Below are 26,117 nucleotides of genomic sequence, written 5' to 3'. Positions count from 1 at the left end.
GTGGCGCCCTTCAAGTCGTGCCCTTTGCCGCAGCGCTGCTGCGCGCCTCGAGCGCCTTGCCGACGCGGCGCATCGCCTCGCCCGCGGCATTGCATTCCTCGTCGCTGAGGACCTGCATCATCGCCTCGATCTCGGCGACATGGATCGCCATCGCCTTGCGGGTAATCGCCTCGCCGGCAGGCGTGAGCCAGAGGCGGCGCAGGCGCCGGTCGGCCTCGTCATTGCGTCGTTCGATCAGGCCGCGCTTTTCCAGCACCGGCAGCAGCATGCTCATCGCGCTGCGCCCGACCAGCAGCTTCTCGGCCAGCGCCTGCTGCGAGAGGCCGGGAACGTGGAAGATGTTGGCGAGCACGTCGTAATGCGCGAGCTGGATGCCGAGCGGACCCAGCGACTCGGTGAGCACCTTCTCCCACATGTTATGGGCGCGGGCGATGGAGACCCAGTTGCGGAAGCGCGGCAGGTCCCAGGGCAGGGTCTGCGTCTCGGAAGGCTCTTGCTTTTTGTTCATGGCTGAACATAATGGTTCAGCGTTGAACAAAATCGGATCTTCGCCATGAGCGCCGCCGCCCTCCGTTGCATCCGCCCGTTCGTCCGGGCCGCGAGCTTTGTGGCTCCACGCGCGGCCGGCCGACTGGCCTTCCGCCTCTTCTGTACCCCGCCGAGGCCGCCAAAGCGAAACGGAAACGGTGGGACGGGAGAACAGGGGCTTCCGGCCAGGCTAAGGCAGGCGAGCCTGCGCGCGATTCCCTTCCCATGCGGGAGCGTGCAGGCCTATGTCTTCGAACCGGAGGGGCGGGCGCCGACACGGACCGTGCTGCTGGTCCATGGCTGGACCGGCGATGCGGCCTCGATGGCGGGTTTCGTCGAGCCGCTGCTGGCGGCGGGCTTGCGGGTCGTCGCATTCGACCTGCCGGGCCATGGCGCCTCGACCGGCCGGGAGCTCAACATTCCGCTCGGCGTGGCGAGCCTTGCGGCGGTGGCGCGGGTGTTCGGCCCGTTCCAGGCGGTCGTCACCCATTCCTTCGGTGGTGCGATCACGCTCGCGGCGCTGGCGGGTTCGGTCAGGGGGCAGCCTGTGGTCAGTGCGGACAGGCTCGTGCTGATCTCGGCGCCATCCTCGATCACCCGGATCACCCGGCAGTTCGGCGATGCCATCGGCCTCGGGCGGCGCGGGCAGGCCGCGCTGGAACGGCGCATCCATGTCGTGGCCGGAAACCCGGTCGAGGCTTTCGAAGGTCCGCTCCAGCTCAAGGCGATCGGATTGCCGACGCTGGTGATCCATGACCGGCAGGATCGCGAGCTCGGCTTCCAGCATGCGCAGGCGCTCGCCGAGAGCGGCCCGTTCGTCCGGCTGGAGGCGACGGAAGGTCTCGGGCACCGCCGCATCCTGAAGGCACGGCCCGTAGCCGAGAGTGTCGCGCGCTTCGTAGTGGGTGGGCGTTAGAGCGTGCCGACTTTTCTCTGAACCTCCACCGTCATCCCGGATCGGCGCGGCTGCGCCGCTTGTCCGGGATGACGGCGCGATTCCGTCAGAATTCATCAGGGAGCTAGCTCAGAGCCAGCCCATCAATTCGCGCTGGACGACCTCGGCGATGACGTCGATGCCTTCGGGGGAATCGTTGAGACAGGGCAGATAGGCGAATTTCTCGCCGCCATTATGCAGGAAGATCTCGCGGTTCTCGCCGTCGAGTTCCTCCAGCGTCTCCAGGCAGTCGGCCGAGAAGCCCGGCGCGACGATCGCCATCGACTTCTTTCCGGCCTGGGCGAGCGCCTTCACCGTCTCGTCGGTATAGGGCTGGAGCCATTCGTCCGGCCCGAAGCGCGACTGGAAGGTCAGCGGGAACTCCTCCTCGGAGAGGCCGAGCTCGGCGCGCAGCAGGCGCCAGGTCTTCACGCACTGGCAGTAATAGGGGTCGCCCTTCAGCAAGTATTCCTTCGGCATGCCGTGGAAGGAGCAGAGGATGACCTCGGGCGCGAAATCGAGCTTCGCCAGCGAAGCGCGCATCGAGCGGGCGAGCGCACCGATATAGACGGGGTCGTCGTGATAGGGCGGGGCGACGCGGACCGAGGGCTGCCAGCGCATCTGCATCAGCGCGCGAAAAGCCTGGTCGCAGGCGGTGGCCGAGGTCGGCGCGGCATATTGCGGATAGAGCGGCACCAGGAGGATGCGGTCGCAGCCCTGGTCGAGCAGGGCCTTCAGCCGGCTCTTCACATCGGGAAAGCCGTAGCGCATCGCCCAGTCGAAGACGACGCGTTCGCCGGCCAGCGGCTTCAGGCGCGCAGCGAGCTGCTCGGTCTGCGAGCGGGTGATGGTCTTGAGCGGACCCTCGTTGCGCTGGTTATTCCAGATCGAGGCGTAGTCCTTGCCTTTCCGGCCGGGCCGGGTCGACAGGATGATCAGGTTGAGGACAGGCCACCATTTCCAGCGGGGCTCCTCGATGACACGGCGGTCGGAGAGGAATTCCTTGAGATAGGCACGCATCGGCCAATAGCCGGTGCCTTCCGGCGTGCCGAGATTCATCAGCAGCACGCCGATGCGGCCGTATTGCACCTTGGGATGGTCGGATGGCAGGGAAGCGGCCTTACGGGCCGACACTGCGGCGATGTCAGCGGTCATGAACGCGTGCACTCCTCAGCGTCGTGATTTAGACGAGTTCGCGCTTTCGTCCAGCCTTGAAGCTTCTCGAATGGCAGGGGTGCGACACTGCTGACTGCAAGCGATGGCGTCGCGAGACCCCTCTGGTCAGCACATCGCTGCTCTTGCTAGTCTGGAGCCGTTCTCAGGACGTAAGGGCGCCCGCATGACGAAGCTCACCCGCCGCAAGGCTCTCGGCGTCCTGGCGGCGCCTGCCACGCTTGCCGCGACCGCGCCCGTGGCGATGGCCCAGCAGCCGGCGCCGAGCTTCACGCTGCTGCTCGTCAACGACATCTACAAGATGAGCGACGACAAGGGGCGCGGCGGTTTCGCGCGCGCCGCCGGCATCGCCAAGGCCGAGCGGGCCAAGGGCGTGCCGGTGCTGTTCTGCCATGCCGGCGATTGCTATTCGCCTTCGCTGATGTCGGGCTTCGACCAGGGCGCGCATATCGTCGCGATGCAGAACAAGATGGGCATCGACGTCTTCGTGCCCGGCAATCACGAATTCGATTTCGGCAAGGAGAACTATCTCAAGCTGACGGCGGCGCAGAATTACCCGACCTTCGCCGCCAACCTGCGCGACGCGGCCGGCAACATCCTGCCGCATCACAAGGATTCGCAGATCTTCGAACTCGGCGGCGTCAAGGTCGGCGTCATCGGCACGGCCTTCGATCCGACGCCGCAGGTCTCGTTTCCGGGCGACCTGAAATTCTCCTCGACGATGGAAGCGCTGCGCCGCGAGGCCAAGGTGCTGAAGGGGCAGGGCGCCGACATCCTCGTCGCGGTCGTCCATGCCGACCGGGCCATGGACTACGAGATCGTCCGTTCGCGCGTGGTCGATATCGTGCTCACCGGCCACGACCATGATCTCGCCATCGCCTATGACGGCAAGGTGGTGATGGTCGAGTCGAACGAGGAGGGCAATTACGTCACCGCGATCGACATCGCCGTCAGCATTCGCGGCGAGGGCGCGGCCCGCCAGGTCTCGTGGACGCCGACCTTCCGGGTCAACGATTCCCGTTCGGCGACGCCCGATCCGGAGGTCGCGGCCATCGTGAAGGGCTATGAGGGCGAGCTGTCGAAGGAACTCGACGTCGATATCGCGACGCTGGCCGCGCCGCTCGATTCCCGCACCGGCGTCATCCGCACGCAGGAGACCGCGATCGGCAACCTGATCGCCGATGCGATCCGCGCCGCGACCGGCGCCCAGCTCGCCATCACCAATGCCGGCGGCATCCGCGCCAACAAGCAATATGCCGCCGGGCAGAAGCTGACGCGCCGCGACGTGCTGAGCGAGTTGCCCTTCGGCAATGCCACCGTGATGGTCGAGATCACCGGCAAGGACGTGAAGGATGCGATCGAGAACGGCTTGCGCGATGCACCGCAGGGCGCCGGGCGCTTCCCGGTGGTGTCGGGGCTGAAGTTCGAGGCCGATCTCAAGCAACCGCAGGGTTCGCGCGTCACCGCGATCACAGTCGACGGCAAGCCGATCGACCCTGCGGCCAAGTATACCGTGGCCTCCAACAACTTCATGCTGGAGGGCGGTGACGGCTATGCGGCGCTCGGCCGTGGCCGGACGCTGGTCGGCCTCACCGACGGCAAGCTCATGGCCAATGAAGTGATGGTCTATGTCCGCAGGCTCGGCACGGTCGATGCCAAGGTCGAGGGCCGGGCGGTCCTGAAGTGAGTTGCAGCGAGGCGCTCGCAGCCTTCCTGGCAAGCGGGAACTCGAAGGGTTGGCGCGAGCTACCGGTTTTTGTGTCGGGCGGGGCTGCCGCGCGCGCCTGCGCCGCCGTCGATGCCGAGCGGATGGCCGGGCATGTCGTGGCGCCGGTTCCCGAGCGGGTCTTCGCTGCACTGGCACTCACGCCGCTCGAGACGGTCAGGGCGGTCATCCTCGGACAGGACCCCTATCCGACGCCGGGCCATGCCAACGGGCTCGCCTTCTCCTATGTCGGCCCGCCGCCGTTGCCGCGCTCCCTCGTCAACATCTACAAGGAGCGGGCGGAGGACCTGGCGGAGTTCGCGCCAGCCGATGGCGATCTGACCCGCTGGGCGAAGCAGGGCGTGCTGCTGCTCAACACCGCGCTGACGGTGCGAGAAGGGGCGAGCAAGGCCGGCTCGCATCTCTCGCTCGGCTGGGGGGCGGTGACCGATGCGGTGATCGCGGCGGTCTCGCGCCAGCGGCCGCATGTCGTTTTCCTGCTCTGGGGCAATCCGGCGCAGACGAAGCGGCCTCTGATCGACGAGAGCCGGCATCTGGTCATCGCCAGCGCCCACCCCTCGCCGCTGTCGGCGCGGCGGGGCTTCTTCGGCTCGAAGCCGTTCAGCCGCGCGAATGTCTGGTTGGAAGAGCGGGGCGAGAAGCCGATCGCGTGGTGATGCGCGACGTCACCCCACCGGCCGTTCGTCGGCAATGACCTTGCCGTCGTTCGGCAACGCGCCGAGCGGCAGGATCTCGACTGCGCCCTTCAGCTTGGTCACCTGCTGCAAGGTCGAGGACACCGCATCGACGAAGCCGGCAGGCTCGGCGTAGATCTCGGCCTTCAGCGTCATCGTATCGGTCTCGTTGGCGCGGCCGACGACGAGGCGGAGCTTTGCGATCTCGACATGGCGCTTGGCGATCTCGGCGACCTGCTCGGGCCGCACGAACATGCCCTTGACCTTGGCGGTCTGGTCGGCGCGGCCCATCCAGCCCTTGATTCGGGTGTTGCTGCGTCCGCAGGCGCTTTGGCCTGACAGGACGGCGGTGAGATCGCCGACGGCGAGCCTGATCTGCGGGTGATGCGGGTCGAGATTGGTGATCACGACCTCGCCGACCTCGCCTTCGGGAACCGGATCGCCGGTGCCCGGCCGGACGATCTCGACGATCAGGTTCTCGTTCAGCACCATGCCTTCGCGTGCCGAGGTCTCGTAGGCGATGACGCCGACATCGGCGGTGGCGTAGAGCTGGTAGGCGTCGATGCCGCGCTCCCTGACCCAGGCCTGCAGCGAGGGCGGAAAGGCGGCGCCGGAGACCACCGCGCGCTTGATCGAGGAGATGTCGACGCCGCGCGTCTCGGCTGCCTCGATCAGGATCTTCAGGAAATCGGGCGTGCCGACATAGGCGCTCGGCCGATAGGCGGAGATCACCTCCATCTGCTGCTCGGTATTGCCGGGGCCAGCCGGGATCACGGCGCAATGCAGCGCACGGGCGGCGGAATCCAGGATGAACCCGCCGGGCGTCAGGTGATAGCTCAGCGTGTTCAGCACGATGTCGCCCGGCCGGAAGCCGGCGGCATAGAGGCCGCGCGCAGCGCCCCAGGCGTCGGTCGCGGTGCCTTCAGGCTCGAAGATCGGGCCGGGAGAGGTGAAGAGCCGGCCGAAGGAGCCAGGCGCCACCGCGACGAAGCCGCCGAAGGGCAGGGCGGCCTTCTGAAGCGCGGGCAGCTCCGCCTTGCGCAGGATCGGGAGGCTGGCCAGCGCCTTGCGGTCGGTGATCGCGGCGGGGTCGATGCCGGCAAGCCTGGTGGCATAGGTCGGCGCCTTCAAGGCCGCCGCGAGCACGGCCGGCAGGCGAGCGAAGAGATCGGCCTCGCGCGCGGCAGGCGAACGGGTTTCGAGCGCGTCGTGGTGCTCTGTCATGGCGGGGTCTCGTCTGTCGGGGTGCGGTGCCGGATCGCTTGTGGTCACGACAGCCAGCGCTTGCGGCGCTTGTAGCTCTTCACCTCGCGGAAGGATTTCTTGTTGCCCTCGGCGACGCCGAGATAGAATTCCTTCACGTCCTCGTTCTCGCGTAGCATCTTCGCCTCGCCGTCCATGACGACGCGGCCGGTCTCCATGATGTAGCCGTAGGTCGCGTAGCGCAGCGCCATGTTGGTGTTCTGCTCGGCAACGAGGAAGGAGACGCCTTCGTCGGCATTGAGCTGGCGCACGATCTCGAAGATCTCCTCGACGATCTGCGGGGCGAGGCCCATCGAGGGCTCGTCGAGCAGGATCATCTTGGGGTTCGACATCATCGCCCTGCCGATGGCGCACATCTGCTGCTCGCCGCCGGAGGTGTAGCCCGCCTGCGACGAGCGACGCTGCTTCAGGCGCGGGAACAGGGTGTAGATCTTCTCAAGATCACGCTTGATCGCGGCATTGCCGTCGCGGCGGGTGAAGGCGCCGGTCAGAAGGTTCTCCTCGATCGAGAGATGGCCGAAACAGTGCCGGCCTTCCATGACCTGGATGCAGCCGCGCCGGACGAGCTCGTTCGGGGACATCTTGTCGACGCGCTCGCCGTCGAAGACGATCGAGCCCTTGGTGACCTCGCCGCGCTCGGCCTTGAGCAGGTTGGAGATCGCCTTCAGCGTCGTGGTCTTACCGGCGCCGTTGGCGCCGAGGATCGCGACGATGCCGGCGCGCGGCACGGTGAGCGAAACGCCCTTCAGCACCAGCACGACATGGTCGTAGATGACCTCGATATTGTTGAGCGACAGGATGGTGTCGCTCGCGGTCACAGCGGCCTGTTTTTCGAGGGTGGCGGTCGACATCTCACGCTCCTTCCTTCTCCCCTCGGGGGAGAAGGTGGCCCGGCGTCAGCCGGGTCGGATGAGGGAAATGACGGATGAGAGCTGAGCAGGTCTGCCCTCATCCGTCTGCTTCGCAGACACCTTCTCCCCCGAGGGGAGAAGGAAGAGCGGCGGCGGTGACCGCCGCCGGCTGCCGTCAGATCAGGACGACTTCTCGCAGGACTCGGTGCGCTTCGGCCAGTTGCCGGCCTTCTCGACATAGTCCTTGGCGTTGGCCTCGATCAGCGGCCGGACTTCGTCCTTGAGCGGTTCGATCCAGTCGCCCTTCTGGGTCCACTTGGTGCCGTCCCACTCGGCGACATAGGCCTTGTGGTGGCCGGAATGGTCGGTGCAGCCGATCTTCACCGGCGAGGCGAAGCCCGCCATACCGATTTCCTTGAGGCGCGCCTCGTCGACGTTCAGGCTCTCGAAGCCACGGCGCATGTCCTCGGCGTTGATGACCTTCTTGCCGGTCAGCTTCTGGGCGGTGCGCATCGCCTCGACGATCAGCATCGAGTTGTAGACGCCGCGATTATAGAGATTCTCGCCGACCTTCTCCTTCGGCGCCAGGCTCTTACCCTTTTCCACGACATGCTTGATGATGTCCTGGATCACGGGGAAGTTCTGGCCCGCGGCGTTGAAGTTCAGCGACTTGTAACCCTTGGCCTCGGGGCCGCCCGCACGAGCATCGTCGTCGCCGCCGGCCCACCAGACGCCGACCAGCTTGCCGACCGGGAAGTTGTTCTTGATCGCCTCCTTGACCGCAGTCGGGTTCATCGCACCCCAGCCCTGGTTGTAGAGGAAGTCCGGCCGGTCGCGACGGATCGAGAGCCAGAGCGAGCCCTGGTTCTGCATGTCGGCGGCGGCGACGGGATAGAGCTTCACCTCGAAGCCGTATTTCTTCGCGAGGTTCTCGAGCACCGGGATCGGCTCCTTGCCGAAGGGCGCGTCGAGATGGATCAGGCCGAGCTTCTTGCCCTTGAGCTTGTCCATGCCGCCGAGTTCGGCCGCCATGTGCTTCACCATCAACGAGGCGCCGTCCCAATAGGTCAGCGGCGGGATGAAGACCCAGGGGAAGCTGGTGCCGTCGGCCGAGGCCGAGAGGCCATAGGCCATCGACAGGATCGGAATCTTGTCGACATGGGCGCGCGGGATCGCGGCCAGCGTCGCGCCGGTCGACCAGGGCGAGTAGACGATCGTGTTCTTCGACTTGGCCTGCTCGTAGCACTCGATCGACTTCTTGGTGTCGTAGCCGGTCTCGCACTCCTCGAAGTTGATCTTGACGCCGTTCACGCCGCCGTCGCGCTCGTTGATCATTGTCATGTAGTCGCGCATGCCGTCGCCGATCGGGATGCCGGAGCCCGAGAAGGGCCCGGTGCGATAGGCGTTGTTGGCGATGTAGACGCTGTCCTGCGCCGTGGCCGGCGCGATGGCCGCCGTTGACGCCAACAAGGCTCCGAGCGCGGCACCCTTCAACAGATTGCTGGTCTTCATGGACTTCCTCCGTTCGTTTCCTCCCGACCAGACTGCTGTCGGATCGGTCTTTATCCGCCGGCGCTTCAGTGTCGCCGGTCGTTTCTTGGGCTCGTCCCGCAACCTCAGTACGGGAAGGGCCACGTCCGCAATTTCTGCTTCCCGATCTGCCAGAGCCGGGCGAGGCCGTGCGGCTCGACGATCAGGAAGATGATGATCAGCGCGCCGACCAGCATGAAGGTGACGTGCTCGGCGGCCGCGCCGGCAATCGGCACGCCGAGCGCCGGAAGCCCGAATTTCAGCGCCGTCGGCAGGATCGAAAGGAAGGCCGCGCCGAAGAAGGAGCCGATCAGGGAGCCAAGGCCGCCGATGATGACCATGAACAGGATGTTGAAGGACAGGCGGATCGAGAACACGTCCGCCGCCTCGCCGCCGCCGTACCAGAGGAAGATCATCATCGCGCCGGCGACGCCGCAGAAATAGGAGGAGACGGCGAAGGCGGCGAGCTTGGCGTTGAGCAGCTTGATGCCCATCAGCTCGGCGGCGATGTCCATGTCGCGCACCGCCATCCAGGAACGGCCGAGCTTGCCGTGGACGATGTTGGAGGCGAACCAGGTCAGCACCACGACGAGGCCGAGGCAGACGAAATAGCGGGTCTCCGGGGTTGCGGACGCGCCGGTCAGGGGAATGTCGAAGAGTGTGCGCTGCGGCACCTCGATCGCGCCCGAGGCGTTGTAGTTGAACAGCCAGGGCACGCGCACGAAGGCCCATTGCAGGAAGAATTGCGCGGCGAGCGTCGCGACGGCGAGATAGAAGCCCTTGATGCGCAGCGAGGGCAGGCCGAAGAGCACGCCGATGCCGGCCGAGAACAGCCCCGAGACGAGGATCAGGACGATGATGTTCACGCCCGGGAAGAAGGTGGTGAGCTTGTAGCAGCTATAGGCGCCGACACCCATGAAGGCGGCGGTGCCGAGCGAGATCAGCCCGGTATAGCCGGTGAGGATGTTGAGCCCGATCGCCGCCAGCGAGAAGATCAGGAATGGGATCATCACCGAGGCGATGAAGAAGTCGCTGCCGAGGAAGGGGATCGCGACCAGCGCGATCGCCAGGATGACGGCAATGCCGATCCGGTCCTCCTTGAGCGGGAAGACCGCCATGTCGGCAGAGTAGCTGGATTTGTATTGGCCGGCCTCGCGGTAGAGCATGTCGTCCGGCTCCTCAGATACGTTCGATGATCTTGTCGCCGAACAGGCCCTGCGGCCGGAACAGCAGGAAGCCCAGGGCGATGAAATAAGCGAGCCAGCTCTCGATGCCGCCGCCGATCAGCGGGCCCCAGTAGAACTCGCCGAGCTTCTCGCCGATGCCGATGATGAGGCCGCCGACGATGGCGCCGGGGATCGAGGTGAAGCCGCCGAGGATCAGCACCGGGAGCGCTTTCAGCGCCACGATCTCCAGCGCGAAGGAGACGTCCGAGCGGGCGCCCCACATGATGCCGGTAATCAGCGCGACGATGCCGGCGGTGAACCAGACGATCACCCAGATCTGGTTGAGCGAGATGCCGACCGAGAGCGCGGCTTTGTGGCTGTCGGCGACGGCGCGCAGAGCCCTTCCGATGCGGGTGTACTGGAAGAAGGCGGCGAGCGCGGCGATCATCAGCGAGGCGATGACGGCGGCGGCGATGTCGATCTTCTGCAAGGACACCAGTCCGCCGAGGATCTGCAGGTCGACCGCGCCCTTGGGCAGATAGAGCTGCTCCGCGATCATCTGCTTGGGATTGCCGCCGAAGAGCGATTCACCGAAGCCGATCAGGAAATAGGTGATGCCGAAGGTCGCCATGAACAGGATGATGTCGGGCTGGTTGACCAGCGGGCGCAGCACCACGCGCTCGATGGTGACGGCGAGCGCGAACATCACGCCGAGCGTCAGGATGACCGCGAGGAAGGCCGGAACGCCCTTCTCGTAGAGGCCGACCAGCGTCAGCGCCGCGAACACCACCATGATGCCCTGGGCGAAGTTGAACACGCCGGAGGCCTTGAAGATCAGTACGAAGCCGAGCGCGATCAGCGCATAGAGCACGCCGGAGACGAGCCCTTCCCAGACTGTCTGCACCAGCAGGTCGGGCGCTTGGACCATCTGCTGGAACGGATCGACGAAGATGGCGTAGAGCGTGTTGGTGGGGTCGAGCCGGACGCCGATCGCGAGCGCCGCAATGACGGCTGCGACGATCAGACCGGCCTTGACCAGTGGGTTGGCCAGGAGGTTCGGGGCGGGGCGGGTGGCGATGTCGCTCATGTCTCCACGCTCCTCAATGTGCCACGCCGAGATAGGCATCGATGACGCGCTGGTCGGCCTTGACCTCTTCCGGCGTGCCGTCGGCGATCTTGCGGCCGTATTCGAGCACGACGACGCGATCGGACAGGTCCATCACCACCCCCATGTCGTGCTCGATCAGCGCAATCGTGGTGCCGAACTGGTTGTTCACGTCGAGGATGAAGCGGCACATGTCCTCCTTCTCCTCGAGGTTCATGCCGGCCATCGGCTCGTCGAGCAGCAGGAGCTCCGGCTCCATGGCGAGCGCGCGGCCAAGCTCCACGCGCTTCTGCAAACCGTAGGGCAATTTGCCGACCGGCAATTTGCGGATGTGCTCGATCTGCAGGAAGTCGATGATGTCCTCGACGACGCGGCGATGCGCGATCTCCTCCTGCATCGCCGGGCCGTGGCGCAGGGCCTGCCAGAAGAAGCCCTTCTTCATCTTGAGCGTGCGGCCGGTCATGATGTTGTCGAGCGTCGACATGCCCTTGAACAGCGCGACGTTCTGGAAGGTGCGAGCGATGCCGCCGGCGGCAGCGCGATGCGGGCGCATCTTGGCGCGGCGCTCGCCCTTGAAGACGATCTGGCCTTCCTGCGGCTGGTAGAAGCCATTGATGCAGTTCAGCATCGAGGTCTTGCCGGCGCCGTTCGGCCCGATGATGGCGCGGATCTCGCCTTTGCGGATGTCGAAGGAGACATCGGTGATCGCCTTCACGCCGCCGAAGCGCAGCGAGATGTTCTCGACAGAGAGCAGGACTTCGCCCTTGCCGCGGATGGGGGTGCCCGTCACGTTCATCGGCTCCGCGTTCATGCCGCCTTCGCCGGGGACGGCGCCTCCTGCCCGGCGACGGGATAGACCTTGGCGTCGCGCACCTTGACGCGTGCCGAGATCGCGCCCTTGCGGCCGTCCTCGAAGGTGACTTCTGTCGAGATATCGGCGGCTTCCGAGCCGTCATAGAGCGCCGTGACCAGCGGGGCGTAGCGCTCGGCGATGAAGCCGCGCCGGACCTTCTGGGTACGGGTCAATTCGCCATCGTCGGCGTCGAGTTCCTTGTGCAGGATCAGGAAGCGCTTGATTTGCGCGCCGCCCATCATCGGCTCGGAGGCGAGCGAGCGATTCACCTCGTCGACATGCTTGGCGATCATGTCATAGACGAGATCGTGGCCGGCGAGCTCCTGATAGGAGGCATAGACCACGTTGTTGCGCTCGGCCCAGTTGCCTACGGCGATCAGGTCGATGTTGAGCGCCACGGTCGCGTAATCGCGGCCCTGGCCGAAGGCGACGGCCTCCTTGATGTTCGGATAGAATTTCAGCTTGTTCTCGATGTATTTCGGCGGGAACAGCTCGCCATTTGCGAGCTTGCCGACATCCTTGGCGCGGTCGATGATCTTGAGATGGCCGCCTTCGTCGAAGAAGCCGGCATCGCCGGAGCGGACATAGCCGTCGGCGGTCATCGTCTCGGCGGTCTTGTCGGGGTCCTTGTAATAGCCGCCGAAGATCGAGGGCGAGCGGTAGAGCACCTCGCCATTGTCGTCGATGCGGATATCGACCATCGGCGCGGGCTTGCCGACGGTGTCGGCCTTGATCTCGCCGTTCGGCTGCATGGTGATGTAGACCCCGGCCTCGGTCTGGCCGTAGAGCTGCTTCAGGTTGATGCCGATCGAACGGTAGAAGCGAAAGAGTTCGGGGCCGATCGCCTCGCCGGCGGTGTAGCCGACCTTGATATTGGTCAGGCCGAAGCGGTTGCGTAGGGGCCCGTAGACCAGCCAGTCGCCGAGCTTGTAGAGCAGCCGGCCTTTCAGCGGCACGCTCTCGCCGTTCAGGATCTGCTCGCCATAGCGTTTCGCAACGTCAAGGAAATAGTGGAACATCTTGCGCTTGAGCGCGCCGGCATCCTCCATGCGCACCATGGTCACGGTCAGCATGTTCTCGAAGACGCGCGGCGGGGCGAAGGCGTAGGTCGTGCCGACCTCGCGGCGGTCGTCGATCACCGTGTCCGGGCTTTCCGGGCAGTTGACGCAGAAGCCGGCCAGCATCGCCTGCGCATAGGAGAAGACGTGGTCGCCGACCCAGGCGATCGGCAGGTAGGCGATGACCTCGTCGGTCTCGTTGAGCCCGTCGAAGCCGCAGCCGATCTCGGCCGCGATCAGGACGTTGTAGTGGCTGAGCATCACGCCCTTGGGCCGTCCGGTCGTGCCGGAGGTGTAGAGGATGATGCCGAGATCGGAGCCCTGACCCTGCTCCATCTCGCGGGCGAGAGCGGCCTCGACTTTGGGGTCCTTCAGCGCCCGGCCACCTGCCGCTATCACGGTTTCGATGGCGTGGAGCTTGCTGTGATCGTAGTCGCGCAGGCCACGGGGCTCGTCATAGAGCATGTGCCGGAGATGCGGCAGTCGCTCGGTGATCGAGAGCAGCTTGTCGACCTGCTCCTGGTCCTGCACGACGGCGAAGACCGCCTCGGCATGGTCGAGGACATAGGCCATCTCCTCGGCGACGCCATCGGCATAGACCGGGACGGGAATCGCGCCGATCCATTGAGCCGCGCACATCGACCAGTAGAGCCGCGGCCGGTTCTGGCCGATGATCGCAACCTTCTCGCCGCGCTTCAGGCCGAGGTCCTGCAGGCCCTTGGCGAAGTTGCGGACGTGCTCCGCGACCTCGGCCCAGTTCCAGGACTGCCAGATGCCGAGATCCTTGTGACGGAAGGCGACGCGCGAGGCGCGCTCCCGTGCATTGCGCAACAGCAACTTCGGAAAGGTATCCGCCTGGCCGGCGGTGCCGCTTGCCACGATTGCGTTCTCCCTGTCGAGCCGCCATGCGTCGTGGCGACTTCCGCGGGCCGATTTCCGGCCTCGTTCTCATGCAAGACTTGCAGGCGGCCATTATCTTCGCAAGGACCCGCTTGACAGACAATTCGCCTTTTGGTGACTATTGTCCCGCCGAAGTCTGCTTATCACGCAGATTTGTTGCGCCCCTTCAGGCCACGGCGCTGATTTTCCTCAGGAATCGAGCAGAGCGAATCGGCGGGCTGGACCGCGCCTGCGTCGATGGCGGAGCGAATCATGCTGCATCATCTGTCTTTCGGCGTCGTCGATATCGAGCGCGCCTGCGCCTTCTACGACGCCGTGCTGGCGCCGCTCGGCTATGTCAGGGTCTGGTCGGATCTGCGGCCGGGTGAAGCGGGGCAGGCGGTCGGCTACGGCCTGCCGGGCGGCGGAGACAAGCTCGCGCTTAAGCTGAGGCCGGAGGGACGGCGGCCGCCAGGTCCGGGCTTCCATCTCGCCTTTGCGGCGCCGGATCGTGCCGGTGTCGACCGGTTCCATGAGGCCGCGCTTCGACATGGCGGGCGCGACAATGGCGCGCCGGGCCTGCGCGCGCATTACGGGCCGCATTACTACGCGGCTTTCGTGGTCGATCCCGACGGTCATGCGATCGAGGCGGTGTTCAACGAACCGGAGTAGCCGCCTTTGCCGTGACGGAAGCCTCTGCCGGAGATGCAGAAAGGCCCACCATCCGGGGGATGGTGGGCCGCTGAATCGTGGCGCGCCTTTCAGAAGCGCTCGTAGTGGTTACGCCGATAGCCATGGGCGGGCGCCCAGGGCGGCGGGCCACCGTGGCGGCGGCCATAGCCGTAACCACGATCATAGTCGCGGCCGTAGCGATGGCGGCCATATCGCTCCTGCCGCTCCATGTTGCGCTCGATCTCCCACATGCGGTGCTCGCGGTTGTGGCGGGTGTATTCGGCGGGCAGGCGATCGAGAGCCTCGGCCTGCGGGAGCGTCACGGGCGCGGCTGCGGCAGGGGCTGCGGCGATCGCGGCGAGGGCAAGGCCGGCGGCCATCAGAATTCCATGCATGGTCGTCTCCTTCGTTCGACGCGCGTCATCAGAGCATGTTCCGGCACACTGCAATCTGAACGCGGGTGTTGGCTGCCGTTCATGTTTGACGGCGCCGCTGTGTGGACGAACGTTCCGACGCCGTGCCGGGATTCCGGGGCGCGACGCGGACTTTCGCGGGCTGGTATGGCTGGAGGGAAACGCACCAGCTTTCCGACAGGCGCCGGGCGATATCCGACTGCGCGGCGGCGTATTCGACGATCTGGGCGTTAACCCGCTTTACGAGCAGGTCGAGGAGGCCAAACATGGCGGCGGTCCTTTCTCAGCCAAGGCTGTTCGGAAGAAGGAACGCGCGAGAGGCGATTTGGTGCCGGGGCCCGCGCTTCACCCTTCGTAGCGGGCGAGTCGGTCGAGGTCGCGGATGGTGACGCTGCCATGGCCGAGCTCGATCAGGCCGAGATCGGCGAGCTTCGCCAGGCCCTGATTGGCCATCTGGCGGGAAATTCCCGCGAGCATGCCGAGCTCCTCCTGCGAGATCGCCAGCGTGCGGCCGAGATCGGGGTAGAGGATCGGGTTGAACAGCCATGCGAGATTGCGCGCGAGACGCCCGGTTGAATCGAGCGTGCGCTCGGTCTCGGCCAGAGAGATGAATTGGGCGAGGCGCTCGTTGAACTGGTGGACAAGGAAACGGTTGAAGGCGGCCGAGTGCTCGAACAGCCAGAGGAAGGTCGAGCGCCGCATCAGGGCAATCCGCGACTCGCGCAGCGCCACCAGTTCGTAGCGACGTGCCTCGGCCTTGATCACGGTGCCCTCGCCGAACCAGGCACCGGCGCGCAGGCCGGCGAGGGTCGCCGATTTGCCGGTCTTCGAGGTCGTGGCCATCTTGACCAGCCCCTCGGCCACGCCGGTCCATGCCTCGAGCCGGTCGCCGACATGGCAGATCGAGGCGCCCTTGCCGTAGCTCTTGAAGGAGATGCCGCGCCGCGCCTCCTCGAACTCGGCCTCGGACAGATCATGGGACCAGGAGGCGATGGCGCGCAGTTCCTCGGGGGTGATCACAAGCAATCCTTGAAGCCAAGCGTCGGCTCAATATGGCGTGCGACGGCGAAGAGACTCAAGTTGAACCAAAGGCGCCGAACGCCCCGTGTCTCATTCCGCAGCCTGCGGCAGCGCCGCCGAAGCCTGCCCATCGCGCAACTGCGCCAGCAGCGTCGCTTCTTCCGCCTTCGCTGCCGTGAGATGCCGCTCCTTGACGTGGCCGAAGCCGCGGATCTTCTCCGGGATTGCGGCCAGCGCCACGCAGAGAGCGTGGTTCTCCGGCGAGAGCTTCGACAGCAGCTCGTTCAGCAGCGCCTCGTAATCCGCGATCAGCCGGCGCTCCGTGCGGCGTTCCTGCGTGTAGCCGAAGAGGTCCAAGGCGGTGCCGCGCAGGCCCTTGAGCTTTGCCAGCGCGGAGAAGGCGCCCATCATCCACGGACCGAAGCTCATCTTGCGCGGCAGGCCGGTATTCGGATCGCGCCGGGCCAGCAGCGGCGGGGCGAGATGGAATTCATAGCGCAAGGGCTTCCCGTCGCCGGCTTCGGCCTCGAAGGTGGCAGCGATCTGCTTGCGGAAGGCGCCGTCGCTGTAGAGCCGGGCGACCTCGTATTCGTCCTTGTAGGCCATCAGCTTGAAGAGGTTGCGGGCGACGGCCTCGCTCAGCGCACTCTGGCCGGGCATCACCGCCGCTTCCCGCGTCTGCACGCGGGCGACGAGGTGGCGGTAGCGCGCCGCATAGGCTGCGTTCTGATAGGCAGTGAGGAAGGCGACGCGGCGTTCGATGATTTCCTCCAGCGTCTGCGAGAGTTGGCGGGCCGGCGTCGCTGCCTTGCTCTGCGAGAGGAGGCCGGCCAGCGCTTGCGGGTCATGCGCGGCGCGGCGGCCGAGTTCGAAGGCCTGCTTGTTCATGGCGACGGCTTCGCCGTTGAGCTCGATCGCCTTGAGCAGCGCATCGCGCGAGAGTGGCACCGCGCCGAGCTGCCAGGCATGGCCGAGCATGAACATGTTGGCGGCGATGGCATTGCCGAGGAAGGCGACCGCAGCCGCGGTCGCATCGATGAAATGCGTCTGCTCCCGGCCGGCGGCCGAAAGGATCGCGCGTTTCAGGCGCTCGGTCGGCAGCGAGAAATCGGCGTTGCGGGTGAAATCGCCGGGCAGGCTCTCGGCCGTGTTGACGATGACGGTGCCGCGCTCGGGCCGGATCGCGCCCAGAACCTTCTTCGAGCCGGTGACGGTCAAGTCGCAGCCGAGCACGAGATCGGCCTGTCCCGCCGTGACGCGGATCGCGTGGATATCGTTGGGATGCGGGGCGAGCTTGACATGGCTGAAGACCGCGCCGCCCTTCTGGGCGAGGCCGGCCATGTCGATCATGCCGCAGCCCTTGCCTTCGAGATGCGCGGCCATGCCGAGGATGGCGCCGATGGTGACGACGCCGGTGCCGCCGACGCCGGTGACGATCACCGCGAAGCTGCGATCGAGCGCCGGCACGATCGGCTCGGGCAGTTCGCTGTCGCCGAACGCAGCAGCATCGAGCCGGAGCGGATCGGCTTTCTTCGGCTTGGCGCCATGGACCGTGACGAAGGACGGGCAAAAGCCCTTCACGCAGGAAAAATCCTTGTTGCAGTTCGACTGGTCGATCTGGCGCTTGCGGCCGAATTCGGTCTCCAGCGGCTGGACCGAGACGCAGTTCGACTGCACGCCGCAATCGCCGCAGCCCTCGCAGACCAGCTCATTGACGATCACGCGCTTGTCGGGATCGGGATAAGCGCCCCGCTTGCGCCGGCGGCGCTTCTCGGTGGCGCAGGTCTGGTCATAGAGCAGCAGCGAGACGCCGGAGACCGTAGCCAGTTCGCGCTGGACGGTGTCGAGATCGTCGCGGTGGTGCAGCGTCGTGCCGGCCGGCCATTGCGTGCCGGGCGGATATTTGCCGGGGTCGTCGCTGACGACGGCGATGCGCTGCACCCCCTCGGCCGCGACCTGCCGCGCCATCTGGTCGGGTGAGAGATGACCCTCGGCCTGCTGGCCGCCGGTCATGGCGACGGCGTCGTTGTAGAGCAGCTTGTAGGTGAGGGTGACGCCGCTCGCGACAGCCCAGCGGATCGCGAGCGAGCCGGAATGGGTATAGGTGCCGTCGCCGAGATTCTGGAAGACGTGGCCGCGCTTCGAGAACGGCGCCTCGCCGACCCAGTTCGCGCCCTCGCCGCCCATTTGGGTGAAGCCGGCGGTGTCGCGGTCCATCCACTGTACCATGTAATGGCAGCCGATGCCGGCATAGGCGCGCGAACCCTCGGGCACGACGGTCGAGGAGTTATGCGGGCAGCCCGAGCAGAAATAGGGCGTGCGCCGCGCGATCTCCTGGGCTTCGGCGAGGCGGCCTTGCGCCGCAGCGATTTCCTCCAGCCGTGTGCGCAAGGCCGGATCGTCGCGGTATTGCAGCAAGCGGCCGGCGAGCGCGATCGCGATGTCGTTGGGATCGAGCGCGCCATGGACCGGAAAGAGCCAGTCGCCGTTTTCGTCCTTCTTGCCGATCACCATCGGCTGGTGCTTGGCGCCATAGAGCTCCTCGCGGACCTGGACCTCGATCAGCGAGCGCTTCTCCTCGACCACCATGATCAGGTCGAGTCCTCTAGCGAAGGATTTCAGCTCGGCCGGATCAATCGGCCAGGGGCAGGCCAGCTTGAACAGGCGGATGCCCAAATCATTGGCGCGGACCTCGTCGATGCCGAGATCGGCGAGCGCCTGCTGCACGTCGAGATAGGATTTGCCGACGGTGGCGATGCCGATGCGCGGCTTCTTCCCGCCCTGGGTGACGATGCGGTTCAGCTTGTTGGCGCGCAGATAGGCCAGCATCGCATCGCGCTTGTAGAGATGCATCCGGCGTTCCTGCTCGACGAAATCGAGCTCGCGGCGGATGGCGAGGCCGCCGAGCGGCAAGGAGTAGTCGGTCGGCGTGACGATGGTGACACGGTCGAGCGAGCCGTCGACGGAGGCCGTCGATTCGATGTTGTCCTTGACGCATTTGATGCCGACCCAGACCGAGGCGAAGCGCGAGAGCGCGATGCCGTGCAGGCCGTAATCGATGATCTCCTGCACGCCGGCCGGGTTGAGGATTGGCATCATCCGGTCGACGAGGACGAATTCGGTCTGGTGGGCGTTGGTCGAGGATTCCGCGGTGTGATCGTCGCCCATCAGGCAGATCACGCCGCCCTTCGGATCGGTGCCGGCCATGTTGCCGTGGCGGAAGACGTCGCCGGAGCGATCGACGCCCGGTCCCTTGCCGTACCAGAGCGCGAAGACGCCGTCGTGCTTGCCCTCGCCGCTCAGGCCCGCCTGCTGCGTGCCCCAGATCGCGGTCGCGGCTAGGTCCTCGTTGAGGCCGGGCTGGAAGACGATGTTCGCGGCCTTGAGGGGCTTGGACGCCCGCATCAGCTGCTGGTCGAGCCCGCCGAGCGGGGAGCCGCGATAACCGGAGACGAAGCCGGCGGTGTCGAGCCCGGCCTGCCGATCGCGTTCGCGCTGCATCAGCAGCATGCGGGCGACGGCCTGCGTGCCGGTGAGAAAGACCTCGCTCTTGCCGAGATCGTATTTGTCATCGAGCGCGACGCTCCGCAGCGCCCCTGCCTCGGTGCCGGATTTCCGTGGTGTCTCGGCCATGTTCGGCCTCCCGGATCGTCGTTCCCGCCGACGGGCCGGTAGGTCCGGCCTCATGTGTCACCGTCTTCGCGGCGAATATGTCAGCAAGGCTGACATATCGACCGAGGGTGGTCAATCGATCTGGTATCATTCCAATTTTCGGGGCCGGGTCCAGCAGTTTGCGGGCGTGGCCGGTCCGCACCACGCGAGAGGCGCCGCGATTTGGCCCTGTTTGGCGGGGATGGCTGTCGCAGTGATCGAACGCGGCGAAGTGCCCGTTGACGATCGCTTAACCATGATCCACGCAAAGCCTGCGGGGATCACGGAGGGTTCGCCTTTGACGCGACGCGCGCATCTCATGGCCCTGTCGGGGCTCCTGCTGGCCGCCCTTGCGGCCGGGCCGGCGGCTGCGCATCCGCATGTCTTCGTCACGGCCAAGGCTGAGATCGTCTTTGCGCCCGACGGCTCGGTGCAGGCGATCCGGAACCGCTGGAGCTTCGACGAAGCCTATTCGGCCTATATCACGCAAGGGCTCGACAAGAACGGCGACGGCAAGCTGACCTCGGACGAGCTCGCCGAACTCGCCAAGATCAATGTCGAATCGCTGCCCGATGTCGAGTTCTTTACCGCCGCCAAGCTCAACGGCCGCAAGCAGGAATTCGGCACGCCGGGCGAGCAGGTCATGTCCTATGACAACAAGGTGCTGACGCTGGTCTTCACGTTGCCATTGAAGACACCGGCGAAGGCGCGCTCCTTCGGCATCGAGATCGGTGACCCCACCTATTTCGTCGCCTTCAGCATCATCGATGAGCCCGATGCGGTCGTGACCAAGGGCGCGCCGCAGGGCTGCGTCGTGCGGGTGAACCGTCCGCCCAAGCTCGATGACGCCACGCAGAAGCGCCTCGCCGAGGCCGACATCACCGCGACGCCCGATGTCAGCGGGCTCGAGATCGTGACGCGGGCGCTGGTGGCCTGTCCGTGACGGCGACCGAGACAGCACGCCCGGCCGGTGCCGCGCTGTCGCGACGCCTGATCGCCTGCGCCCTGGCGCTGGTTCTGGTCGGTGGCGTGGTTGCGCTGATCGCGTTCCTGATCGCGAGCGTCAGCCCGCCGCCTCCGCCCCCACCGCGCAATCCCTTCGGCACGGCTTTGCCGCGCGAAGCGCTGCCGTCCACGACGGGCTTCGGTGCCGTGCTGATCGCCTGGCAGTCGAGCTTCTACCGCGAGCTGACGACGACGCTGAAGGCGATCGCGACCGCTCCGGCTGCGCTCTGGGGTTTGCTCGGGCTATCCTTCGGCTACGGGGTCTTCCATGCGGCCGGGCCCGGCCATGGCAAGGCGGTCATCTCCGGCTATATCGTCGCGGATAATCGCAGCCTGAAGCGGGGCCTAGGCCTCAGCTTCGCGGCCGCATTCCTGCAGGCGTTGGTCGCGATCGCGATCGTGACGGTGGCGACGCTGCTGCTGCGGGTCACCGCGATGCAGATGAATGCCGCGACGACCGTGATCGAGCAGGGCAGCTTCCTGCTGGTCGCGCTGGTCGGCCTGCTGATGCTCTGGCGCAAGGCGGGCGCGTTCGTCCGACTGGAAGCGGGCGGGGCGCATGACCCGGCGGCCTGCGACCATGTCCATATGCCCGATGCCGAACAGGTCTCGCGGCTCGCCGGCTGGCGCGACATGGCCGGGGTCGTCGTCGCGGCCGGTGCGCGGCCCTGCGCGGGGGCGCTGATCATCCTCGTCTTCGCGAATGCGCAGGGCCTGTTCTGGGCCGGCATCGCCGCGACCTTCGCCATGGCCTTGGGGACGGCGATCACGACCGGGGCGCTCGCGGCCTTCGCCGTGTTCTTCAAGTTCGCGGCGCTGAAATTGGCCGGCGACGGCAGCCTGCGCTCGGCGCGATGGATCGCCGGGCTTGAATTGCTGGCGGCCGCCTTCGTCGCGGTGCTCGGTGCGGCGCTGTTCACCGGCCTCTGGATCGGCGGGGCGGGGAGCTAGCGCACGCCAACCTGGCACGGAAGCACGCCGTCATCCCGGACAAGCGGCGTAGCCGCGCCGATCCGGGATCCATCGTAGGGCGCCGAGCCCTCCGATGGATCCCGGGGCAAGCCCGGGATGACGGTAGAGGTTCTCGCGCACTTGGCGGTTACCGCAGCGGATCGTTCTCCAGCAGGATCGGCTCGCCATGCGGCGTCGCCTCGGCGGCGCGTGCCCAGGAGGCGGCGAGCGCGTCGACGCCGTCATGGGAGGTCAGCCCCTTCGCGATCAGCAGGTGCTCCAGCGCCTCGCACCAGCGCTCGTAATAATCCGAGCCGTCCTTGCAGCCGCCGGCGGCGAGCGCCTCGCGGATCTCGGCGCCCAGCGCCTGCGCCCATTCATCGGCGGTGAAGACGCCCTTGTTCTGGAGTTCGACAACCAGCGCGAAGGCCTGCGCCTGCCAGGGCTCGGCGAAGATCGGGCCTTCGGTGTCGCGCGGGATCGGCGTATCGGCGGCGAGCGCTGCCGCGAGATCGGTCTCAGGCCGGCTCAAGATAGCTCTCCCAGGCTTCGATGCTGACGGTGGAGGTCGGGTCGGCATCGCGGCCCCAGAGCTCGTGGCCGTCGAAGACCACCGTGTAGAGCCATTGCGCCGTCTCGGGCTGCCCCTGCGCACCCGTATCCGGGAAGACGTGGCAGCCGACGATGCGCTCGACCGTGCCGGTCTTGCCGCGGGCATAGCGCGGCAGGCGGGTGTGGTGCTGCGGGTGCATCACGATGGTGCGGACCTTGTCGCCGATGGCGAAGCGGGCCGGGGCTTTGGCCTCGCGCTCATAGGGGAAGCCGCGCCGCAGCACGCCCGCGACCTCCTCGCCCTTGAGCACGCGCTTGGGCTCGCGGCGTTCGGGCGCCGGCTTGCCGCTGGCGAGTTCGTCCGCGCTCAGGAAGCCGTGCTTGACCAGCACCTTGTCGAGCGCGGCGAGCCAGATCTCGTAATAGGTCGATGAGAGGTACTGGGCCGGCGGCAGGCTCTCGCGGGCATGGCGGATCTCGTCGATGGTCCAGGCGCCCATCGCGCCGGCCGCGACATTGATCGCGAGCACGCGCTTCTCCCAGTCACCGTGAAAGACCGGCTCGTTCGGCTCGGGAACGACCGGGCCGAAGGCCATCTGGCCGCCGAGGTCGTGGGCGCTGTTCATGCCGCGTCCTCCACCTTCGGCAAACCGGTGCCGATCATCGAATCGCGCGAGACGATGCTGGCCAGTTTTTCCTCGCTCCAGCCCTCGGTGCCGGCAGGCCGCATCGGGATGACGATGAAGCGGGTCTCGGCGGTCGAGTCCCAGACGCGGACGCGCTGGCTCTCCGGCAGCGTCACGCCGAAATCGGCAATGGTACCGCGCGGGTCGATCACCGCCTTGGCGCGATAGGGCGGGGATTTGTACCAGACCGGGGGCAGCCCCAGCACCGGCCACGGATAGCAGGAGCAGAGCGTGCAGACGATGAGATTGTGCTGCTCGGGCGTATTGAAGCAGGCGACGATATGCTCGCCGCCGCGCCCGCCATAGCCGATTTCGGCGACCGCCGCGGTGCCGTCCGCCTTCAGCCGCTCGGCGAAGGCCGGGTCGGTCCAGGCCTTGGCGACGATGCGGGCGCCGTCGCGCGGACCGATCTTCGTCTCATAGGTGTCGATGATCGCGTCGAGCGCGGCGGGATCGACATAACCCTTCTGGACCATCAGCGTTTCCAGCGCCTTCACCCGCGCTTCGATCGCGGTGAAGTGGTTGTCGTGATGGTGGTCGTGATCGTGGTGGTGATGTCCGCTCATGGCGGTCTCCTCTCAGGCGATCCGGATGCGGGCGGCGCGCTCATAGCGCACCGCGAAGGCGACGAGCGAGCGGTCGGAACCCTTCGGCCCGATCAGCGACAGGCCGAGCGGAGCGCCCTCGCGCTGCGCGACGGGAATCGTGACCTGCGGGAAGCCGGAGAGCCCTGCGAGGCAGAGCAGGCGCAGTGCCCGGTTGCGGAAATCCTCCAGCTCGGACTCCTTCGCCGCGATCAGCGGAGCGACGTCGGGCATGGTCGGCAGGATCAGCACGCCGTCCTGTCCGAGCAGGCGCGAGAGCTTGGTGCGCAAGGATTTTCGCGTGGACTCGCCCCTGGCGTATTCGGCGTCGGTCACCGCCTTCGAGAAGGCGAAGCGCTCCTTCACGCCCGGCCCGAGCGGCGGGTTGAAGCGCTCGATCATCGGCCCGTCGGACAGCCAGGCTTCGCGGCCCTGGATCCAGCGGAAGGCCCAATACAGAGCGTCGAGATCGCGAACGAGCTTGACGCCCTCGGGCTGGCCGAGCGTGGTGGCCGTGCGTTGCACGACATTACGCAGGATCGTCTCCGCCTCGGGTACGGCCTGGGCAAACATGTCGTCGGCCATCAGGAGGCGCGGGGTTTCCGGGAGTTCGGTCTTGTCCGGGCCGAACAGGACATTGGCGACGCGGGCGAAGATGTCGCCGTCGCGGGCAAACCAGCCGGGCGTGTCCAGGCTTTCCGCCAGCGGCCAGGTCCGCTTCAGCGAGAGCCGGCCATGGCTCGGCCGGATGCCGAAAAGGCCGCCATAGCTTGCCGGCGCGCGCACCGAGCCGCCGGTGTCGGAGCCCAATGCGATATCGGCAAGGCGCCCTGCCACCGCCGCCATCGAGCCGCAGGAGGAGCCGCCGGTGATGCGATCCGGCGCGGCCGGGTTAATCGGCGAGCCGAAATGCGCGTTCTGGCCGTTGAGCGAGAAGGCGAGCTCGTCGGTATGGGTCTTGCCGACGAAGCGGGCGCCGGCCTGGAGCAGGTCCTTCACGATCGGCGCTGTCTTGGTCTTGATGCCGGACTGCGCCAGCACCAGCGGCGAGCCGGCCCCGGTCGGGTAGCCCTTGATGTCGAAGAGATCCTTCACCGCCAGCGTCAAACCGGCGAGCGGGCCGGCGACGGCGTGCTTCACGGGCGCGTCGGGATAGGGGAGGAAGCAGCGGAACGGATCGTCGAAAGTCATCTGGCGTCAGATCCCCCTGGAATCGCCGTCGGAACGTGGATCATGCACGGCCTCGACCTGGCCCTTGGCGTGCTTCACCAGCATGCCGGCATGGCCGAAGCCCTCGCAATAGGCACGGCCGCTCTCCTCGACCGGGTGCCCGGCGGCATCGAGCCGCTCCAGCAGCGAGGGGTCGAAGCGGTTCTCGCATGTGAGGCTGGTCGAGCCGGTGCCCCAGGTCTTGCCGAAGAGCCAGCGCGGCGCGTCGACCGCCGTTGCGAGATTCTGGCCGGCGCGATAGCGCGACAGGATCTGCGCCTGGAATTGCGGCTGGCCATCGCCGCCCGCTGCTCCATAGGGCACGATGCGGTCGTCATCGAAGCGGGCGAGGGCCGGGTTCAGCCTGTGGAAGGGCTTGCGGCCGGGCGCCAGCGGATTGACCGCATCCCGGTCCAGCGAGAAGGAGGCGCCGCGGCTCTGCCAGTGGATGCCGGTCGCGGGCAGGACGCAGCCCGAGCCATAGGCCCGGCCGTTCGACTGGACATAGGAGACGGCGAGGCCCTTGCCGTCGATCGCACCCATCCAGACGGCGGCGCCATCGTCATCGGCCTCGCGCAGCGGGAGTTTTGCCGCCCGTTTCCCGTCGATCGCGGTTGCCTCGCGCATCAGCGCGGCGTCGCTCAGGAATTCGGCGGGCGGGCGGGAAAGATGGGTGGGGTCGGCGATATAGCGGTCGCGGATGGCGAAGGCGCGTTTTGTCGCCTCGATCAGCCCGTGATGATGCTCGAAACTGTCGAGCCGCGACTCTTCCAGCCGTTCGACGATGCCGAGGATCAGCAGCGAGGCCAGTCCCTGCGTCGGTGGCGGCAGGTTGGCAACGGTGAGGCCGGGGAGCTTCAGCGTGAGCGGCGCGACCGAACGCGCGTTATAGCGTTCGAGATCGGTGCGGGTGACAGGCGCGCCGATGCGCTCGAGATCGGCGGCGATCTCGCGGGCGATATCGCCGCGGTAGAAGTCGTCGAGCCCGGCATGGGCGAGTTGCTCCAGCGCAGCGCCGAGAGGCTCAGGCCTGCGGCGGGCGCCGGGCTTGGGCGGATCGCCATCGATCCAGAAACTGGAGGCGAAACCGGGTGCGGCTTTCAAGGCCTCCAGCTCGTCGGGCCGTTTGCGACGCTCGGAATCCGAAATCGCATAGCCTTCCCGGCAATGGCCGATCGCATCGGTCAGCAATTCGCGCCGCGGCATGCGGCCGCCAAGGGCGCGTGACAGTTCAAGGGCGAGCCGCCAGCCCGCGACGACCCCCGCGACGGTGAGCGCCGCTTCCGGTCCGTGTGCGGGCAGGATGTCATAGCCCTTGCCGCGATAGCGCTCGATCGTCGCGAGAGCGCCTGCCGGGCCGCAGGCTTCGATGCCGTGCAGGCGGCCGCCGGGTTCGTGCACCAGCCAGAAGCCGTCGCCGCCGATGCCATTCGTATGCGGGTAGACCACGGCGATCGTCGCTGCCATCGCGACCATGGCCTCGATCGCATTGCCGCCTTCGGCCAGAATGGCCCGGCCCGCCTCGGAGGCGAGGCGATGGGGGGCCGCCACGGCGGCGGAAGCGAAGACAGGCGTATCCAGCATCGGGACTTTTCAAGCGCGGAGATCGTGCCCATCTGCACGAAGGGCGCGAA

The 26,117-nt window shown here is 66.7% G+C and carries 24 protein-coding genes; 6 read left to right on the top strand and 18 right to left on the bottom strand.

From position 1 onward, the window contains the following. Nucleotides 1–10: 10 nt before the first annotated feature. The gene (locus ACODTJ_RS08170) at nucleotides 11–508 is read right to left on the bottom strand and encodes a MarR family winged helix-turn-helix transcriptional regulator (RefSeq protein WP_454654654.1); all 498 of its coding nucleotides are present in this window, start codon (nucleotides 506–508) and stop codon (nucleotides 11–13) included. A 255-nt stretch (nucleotides 509–763) separates the two neighbouring features. Here ACODTJ_RS08170 and ACODTJ_RS08165 point away from each other — a divergent pair, with 255 nt between their 5' ends. Next, nucleotides 764–1,444, top strand: coding sequence for an alpha/beta fold hydrolase (locus ACODTJ_RS08165; protein WP_454654656.1), 681 nt, complete (start codon nucleotides 764–766; stop codon nucleotides 1,442–1,444). Nucleotides 1,445–1,552: 108 nt separating this feature from the next. On the opposite strand, the gene hemH is transcribed toward ACODTJ_RS08165, so the two are convergent. Continuing rightward, on the bottom strand, nucleotides 1,553–2,617 hold the full coding sequence (gene hemH / locus ACODTJ_RS08160) for a ferrochelatase (RefSeq protein WP_454654657.1): 1,065 nt from the start codon (nucleotides 2,615–2,617) through the stop codon (nucleotides 1,553–1,555). 184 nt (nucleotides 2,618–2,801) lie between these two features. Between hemH and ACODTJ_RS08155 the strand changes: the two genes are divergently transcribed. Both ACODTJ_RS08155 and ung read left to right on the top strand, forming a co-directional pair. Then, nucleotides 2,802–4,322, top strand: coding sequence for a bifunctional metallophosphatase/5'-nucleotidase (locus tag ACODTJ_RS08155; RefSeq protein ID WP_454654659.1), 1,521 nt, complete (start codon nucleotides 2,802–2,804; stop codon nucleotides 4,320–4,322). Continuing rightward, the gene (ung, locus tag ACODTJ_RS08150; RefSeq protein WP_454654660.1) at nucleotides 4,319–5,017 is read left to right on the top strand and encodes a uracil-DNA glycosylase; all 699 of its coding nucleotides are present in this window, start codon (nucleotides 4,319–4,321) and stop codon (nucleotides 5,015–5,017) included. The genes ACODTJ_RS08155 and ung overlap by 4 nt, the downstream gene beginning before the upstream one ends. Before the next feature lie 9 nt (nucleotides 5,018–5,026). Here ung and ACODTJ_RS08145 read toward each other — a convergent pair whose 3' ends face one another. The 7 genes from ACODTJ_RS08145 to ACODTJ_RS08115 all read right to left on the bottom strand — a co-directional run bounded on the left by ACODTJ_RS08145 (nucleotide 5,027) and on the right by ACODTJ_RS08115 (nucleotide 13,743). Then, nucleotides 5,027–6,259: a phenylacetate--CoA ligase family protein gene (locus tag ACODTJ_RS08145; RefSeq protein ID WP_454654662.1), complete on the bottom strand. Its 1,233-nt coding sequence runs from the start codon at nucleotides 6,257–6,259 to the stop codon at nucleotides 5,027–5,029. A 44-nt stretch (nucleotides 6,260–6,303) separates the two neighbouring features. After that, nucleotides 6,304–7,149, bottom strand: a complete 846-nt coding sequence (locus ACODTJ_RS08140; RefSeq protein ID WP_454654664.1) for an ABC transporter ATP-binding protein — start codon at nucleotides 7,147–7,149, stop codon at nucleotides 6,304–6,306. A gap of 180 nt (nucleotides 7,150–7,329) precedes the next feature. Then, a complete protein-coding gene (locus ACODTJ_RS08135; protein ID WP_454654666.1) occupies nucleotides 7,330–8,661 on the bottom strand; it encodes an ABC transporter substrate-binding protein in 1,332 nt (443 codons plus the stop codon). A gap of 104 nt (nucleotides 8,662–8,765) precedes the next feature. Further along, nucleotides 8,766–9,845 carry a branched-chain amino acid ABC transporter permease gene (locus ACODTJ_RS08130; protein WP_454654668.1) on the bottom strand — a complete coding sequence of 360 codons (1,080 nt, stop codon included), beginning with the start codon at nucleotides 9,843–9,845 and terminating at the stop codon, nucleotides 8,766–8,768. 13 nt (nucleotides 9,846–9,858) lie between these two features. Then, nucleotides 9,859–10,773: a branched-chain amino acid ABC transporter permease gene (locus ACODTJ_RS08125; RefSeq protein WP_454658924.1), complete on the bottom strand. Its 915-nt coding sequence runs from the start codon at nucleotides 10,771–10,773 to the stop codon at nucleotides 9,859–9,861. Between the two features lie 172 nt (nucleotides 10,774–10,945). Continuing rightward, entirely contained in the window at nucleotides 10,946–11,746 is an 801-nt protein-coding gene (locus ACODTJ_RS08120; protein ID WP_454658925.1) for an ABC transporter ATP-binding protein, read from the bottom strand. Nucleotides 11,747–11,757: 11 nt separating this feature from the next. Beyond that, complete coding sequence (locus ACODTJ_RS08115) at nucleotides 11,758–13,743, bottom strand: AMP-dependent synthetase/ligase (protein WP_454658926.1); 1,986 nt, start codon at nucleotides 13,741–13,743, stop codon at nucleotides 11,758–11,760. Nucleotides 13,744–14,013: 270 nt separating this feature from the next. Between ACODTJ_RS08115 and ACODTJ_RS08110 the strand changes: the two genes are divergently transcribed. Next, nucleotides 14,014–14,412, top strand: coding sequence for a VOC family protein (locus ACODTJ_RS08110; protein WP_454654669.1), 399 nt, complete (start codon nucleotides 14,014–14,016; stop codon nucleotides 14,410–14,412). Between the two features lie 89 nt (nucleotides 14,413–14,501). On the opposite strand, the gene ACODTJ_RS08105 is transcribed toward ACODTJ_RS08110, so the two are convergent. The 4 genes from ACODTJ_RS08105 to ACODTJ_RS08090 all read right to left on the bottom strand — a co-directional run bounded on the left by ACODTJ_RS08105 (nucleotide 14,502) and on the right by ACODTJ_RS08090 (nucleotide 19,478). Then, nucleotides 14,502–14,807: a hypothetical protein gene (locus ACODTJ_RS08105; RefSeq protein ID WP_454654670.1), complete on the bottom strand. Its 306-nt coding sequence runs from the start codon at nucleotides 14,805–14,807 to the stop codon at nucleotides 14,502–14,504. 79 nt (nucleotides 14,808–14,886) lie between these two features. Then, nucleotides 14,887–15,093, bottom strand: a complete 207-nt coding sequence (locus tag ACODTJ_RS08100) for a hypothetical protein (RefSeq protein WP_454654672.1) — start codon at nucleotides 15,091–15,093, stop codon at nucleotides 14,887–14,889. Nucleotides 15,094–15,170: 77 nt separating this feature from the next. Beyond that, nucleotides 15,171–15,845 carry a Crp/Fnr family transcriptional regulator gene (locus ACODTJ_RS08095; protein ID WP_454654673.1) on the bottom strand — a complete coding sequence of 225 codons (675 nt, stop codon included), beginning with the start codon at nucleotides 15,843–15,845 and terminating at the stop codon, nucleotides 15,171–15,173. A 90-nt stretch (nucleotides 15,846–15,935) separates the two neighbouring features. Further along, nucleotides 15,936–19,478, bottom strand: a complete 3,543-nt coding sequence (locus tag ACODTJ_RS08090; protein ID WP_454654674.1) for an indolepyruvate ferredoxin oxidoreductase family protein — start codon at nucleotides 19,476–19,478, stop codon at nucleotides 15,936–15,938. A gap of 316 nt (nucleotides 19,479–19,794) precedes the next feature. Between ACODTJ_RS08090 and ACODTJ_RS08085 the strand changes: the two genes are divergently transcribed. Beyond that, nucleotides 19,795–20,439, top strand: a complete 645-nt coding sequence (locus tag ACODTJ_RS08085; protein WP_454654676.1) for a DUF1007 family protein — start codon at nucleotides 19,795–19,797, stop codon at nucleotides 20,437–20,439. Beyond that, the gene (locus tag ACODTJ_RS08080) at nucleotides 20,436–21,452 is read left to right on the top strand and encodes a nickel/cobalt transporter (protein WP_454654678.1); all 1,017 of its coding nucleotides are present in this window, start codon (nucleotides 20,436–20,438) and stop codon (nucleotides 21,450–21,452) included. The genes ACODTJ_RS08085 and ACODTJ_RS08080 overlap by 4 nt, the downstream gene beginning before the upstream one ends. 148 nt (nucleotides 21,453–21,600) lie before the next feature. On the opposite strand, the gene ACODTJ_RS08075 is transcribed toward ACODTJ_RS08080, so the two are convergent. Genes ACODTJ_RS08075 through ACODTJ_RS08055 form a run of 5 tightly spaced genes read right to left on the bottom strand, consistent with a single transcriptional unit; the run spans nucleotide 21,601 to nucleotide 26,067 of the window. Further along, a complete protein-coding gene (locus tag ACODTJ_RS08075) occupies nucleotides 21,601–21,984 on the bottom strand; it encodes a nitrile hydratase accessory protein (RefSeq protein ID WP_454654679.1) in 384 nt (127 codons plus the stop codon). Beyond that, complete coding sequence (gene nthB / locus ACODTJ_RS08070; protein ID WP_454654680.1) at nucleotides 21,971–22,630, bottom strand: nitrile hydratase subunit beta; 660 nt, start codon at nucleotides 22,628–22,630, stop codon at nucleotides 21,971–21,973. Before nthB ends, ACODTJ_RS08075 begins: the two co-directional genes overlap by 14 nt. After that, nucleotides 22,627–23,256 carry a nitrile hydratase subunit alpha gene (gene nthA / locus ACODTJ_RS08065; protein WP_454654681.1) on the bottom strand — a complete coding sequence of 210 codons (630 nt, stop codon included), beginning with the start codon at nucleotides 23,254–23,256 and terminating at the stop codon, nucleotides 22,627–22,629. Before nthA ends, nthB begins: the two co-directional genes overlap by 4 nt. A gap of 12 nt (nucleotides 23,257–23,268) precedes the next feature. Further along, the gene (locus ACODTJ_RS08060; RefSeq protein WP_454654683.1) at nucleotides 23,269–24,465 is read right to left on the bottom strand and encodes an amidase; all 1,197 of its coding nucleotides are present in this window, start codon (nucleotides 24,463–24,465) and stop codon (nucleotides 23,269–23,271) included. 6 nt (nucleotides 24,466–24,471) lie between these two features. After that, nucleotides 24,472–26,067, bottom strand: a complete 1,596-nt coding sequence (locus ACODTJ_RS08055; RefSeq protein WP_488848076.1) for a gamma-glutamyltransferase family protein — start codon at nucleotides 26,065–26,067, stop codon at nucleotides 24,472–24,474. Between the last annotated feature and the right edge of the window lie 50 nt (nucleotides 26,068–26,117).

The organism is Allobosea sp. FG18 (genome assembly GCF_057809495.1).
This window is presented reverse-complemented; position numbering and strand designations above follow the sequence as displayed.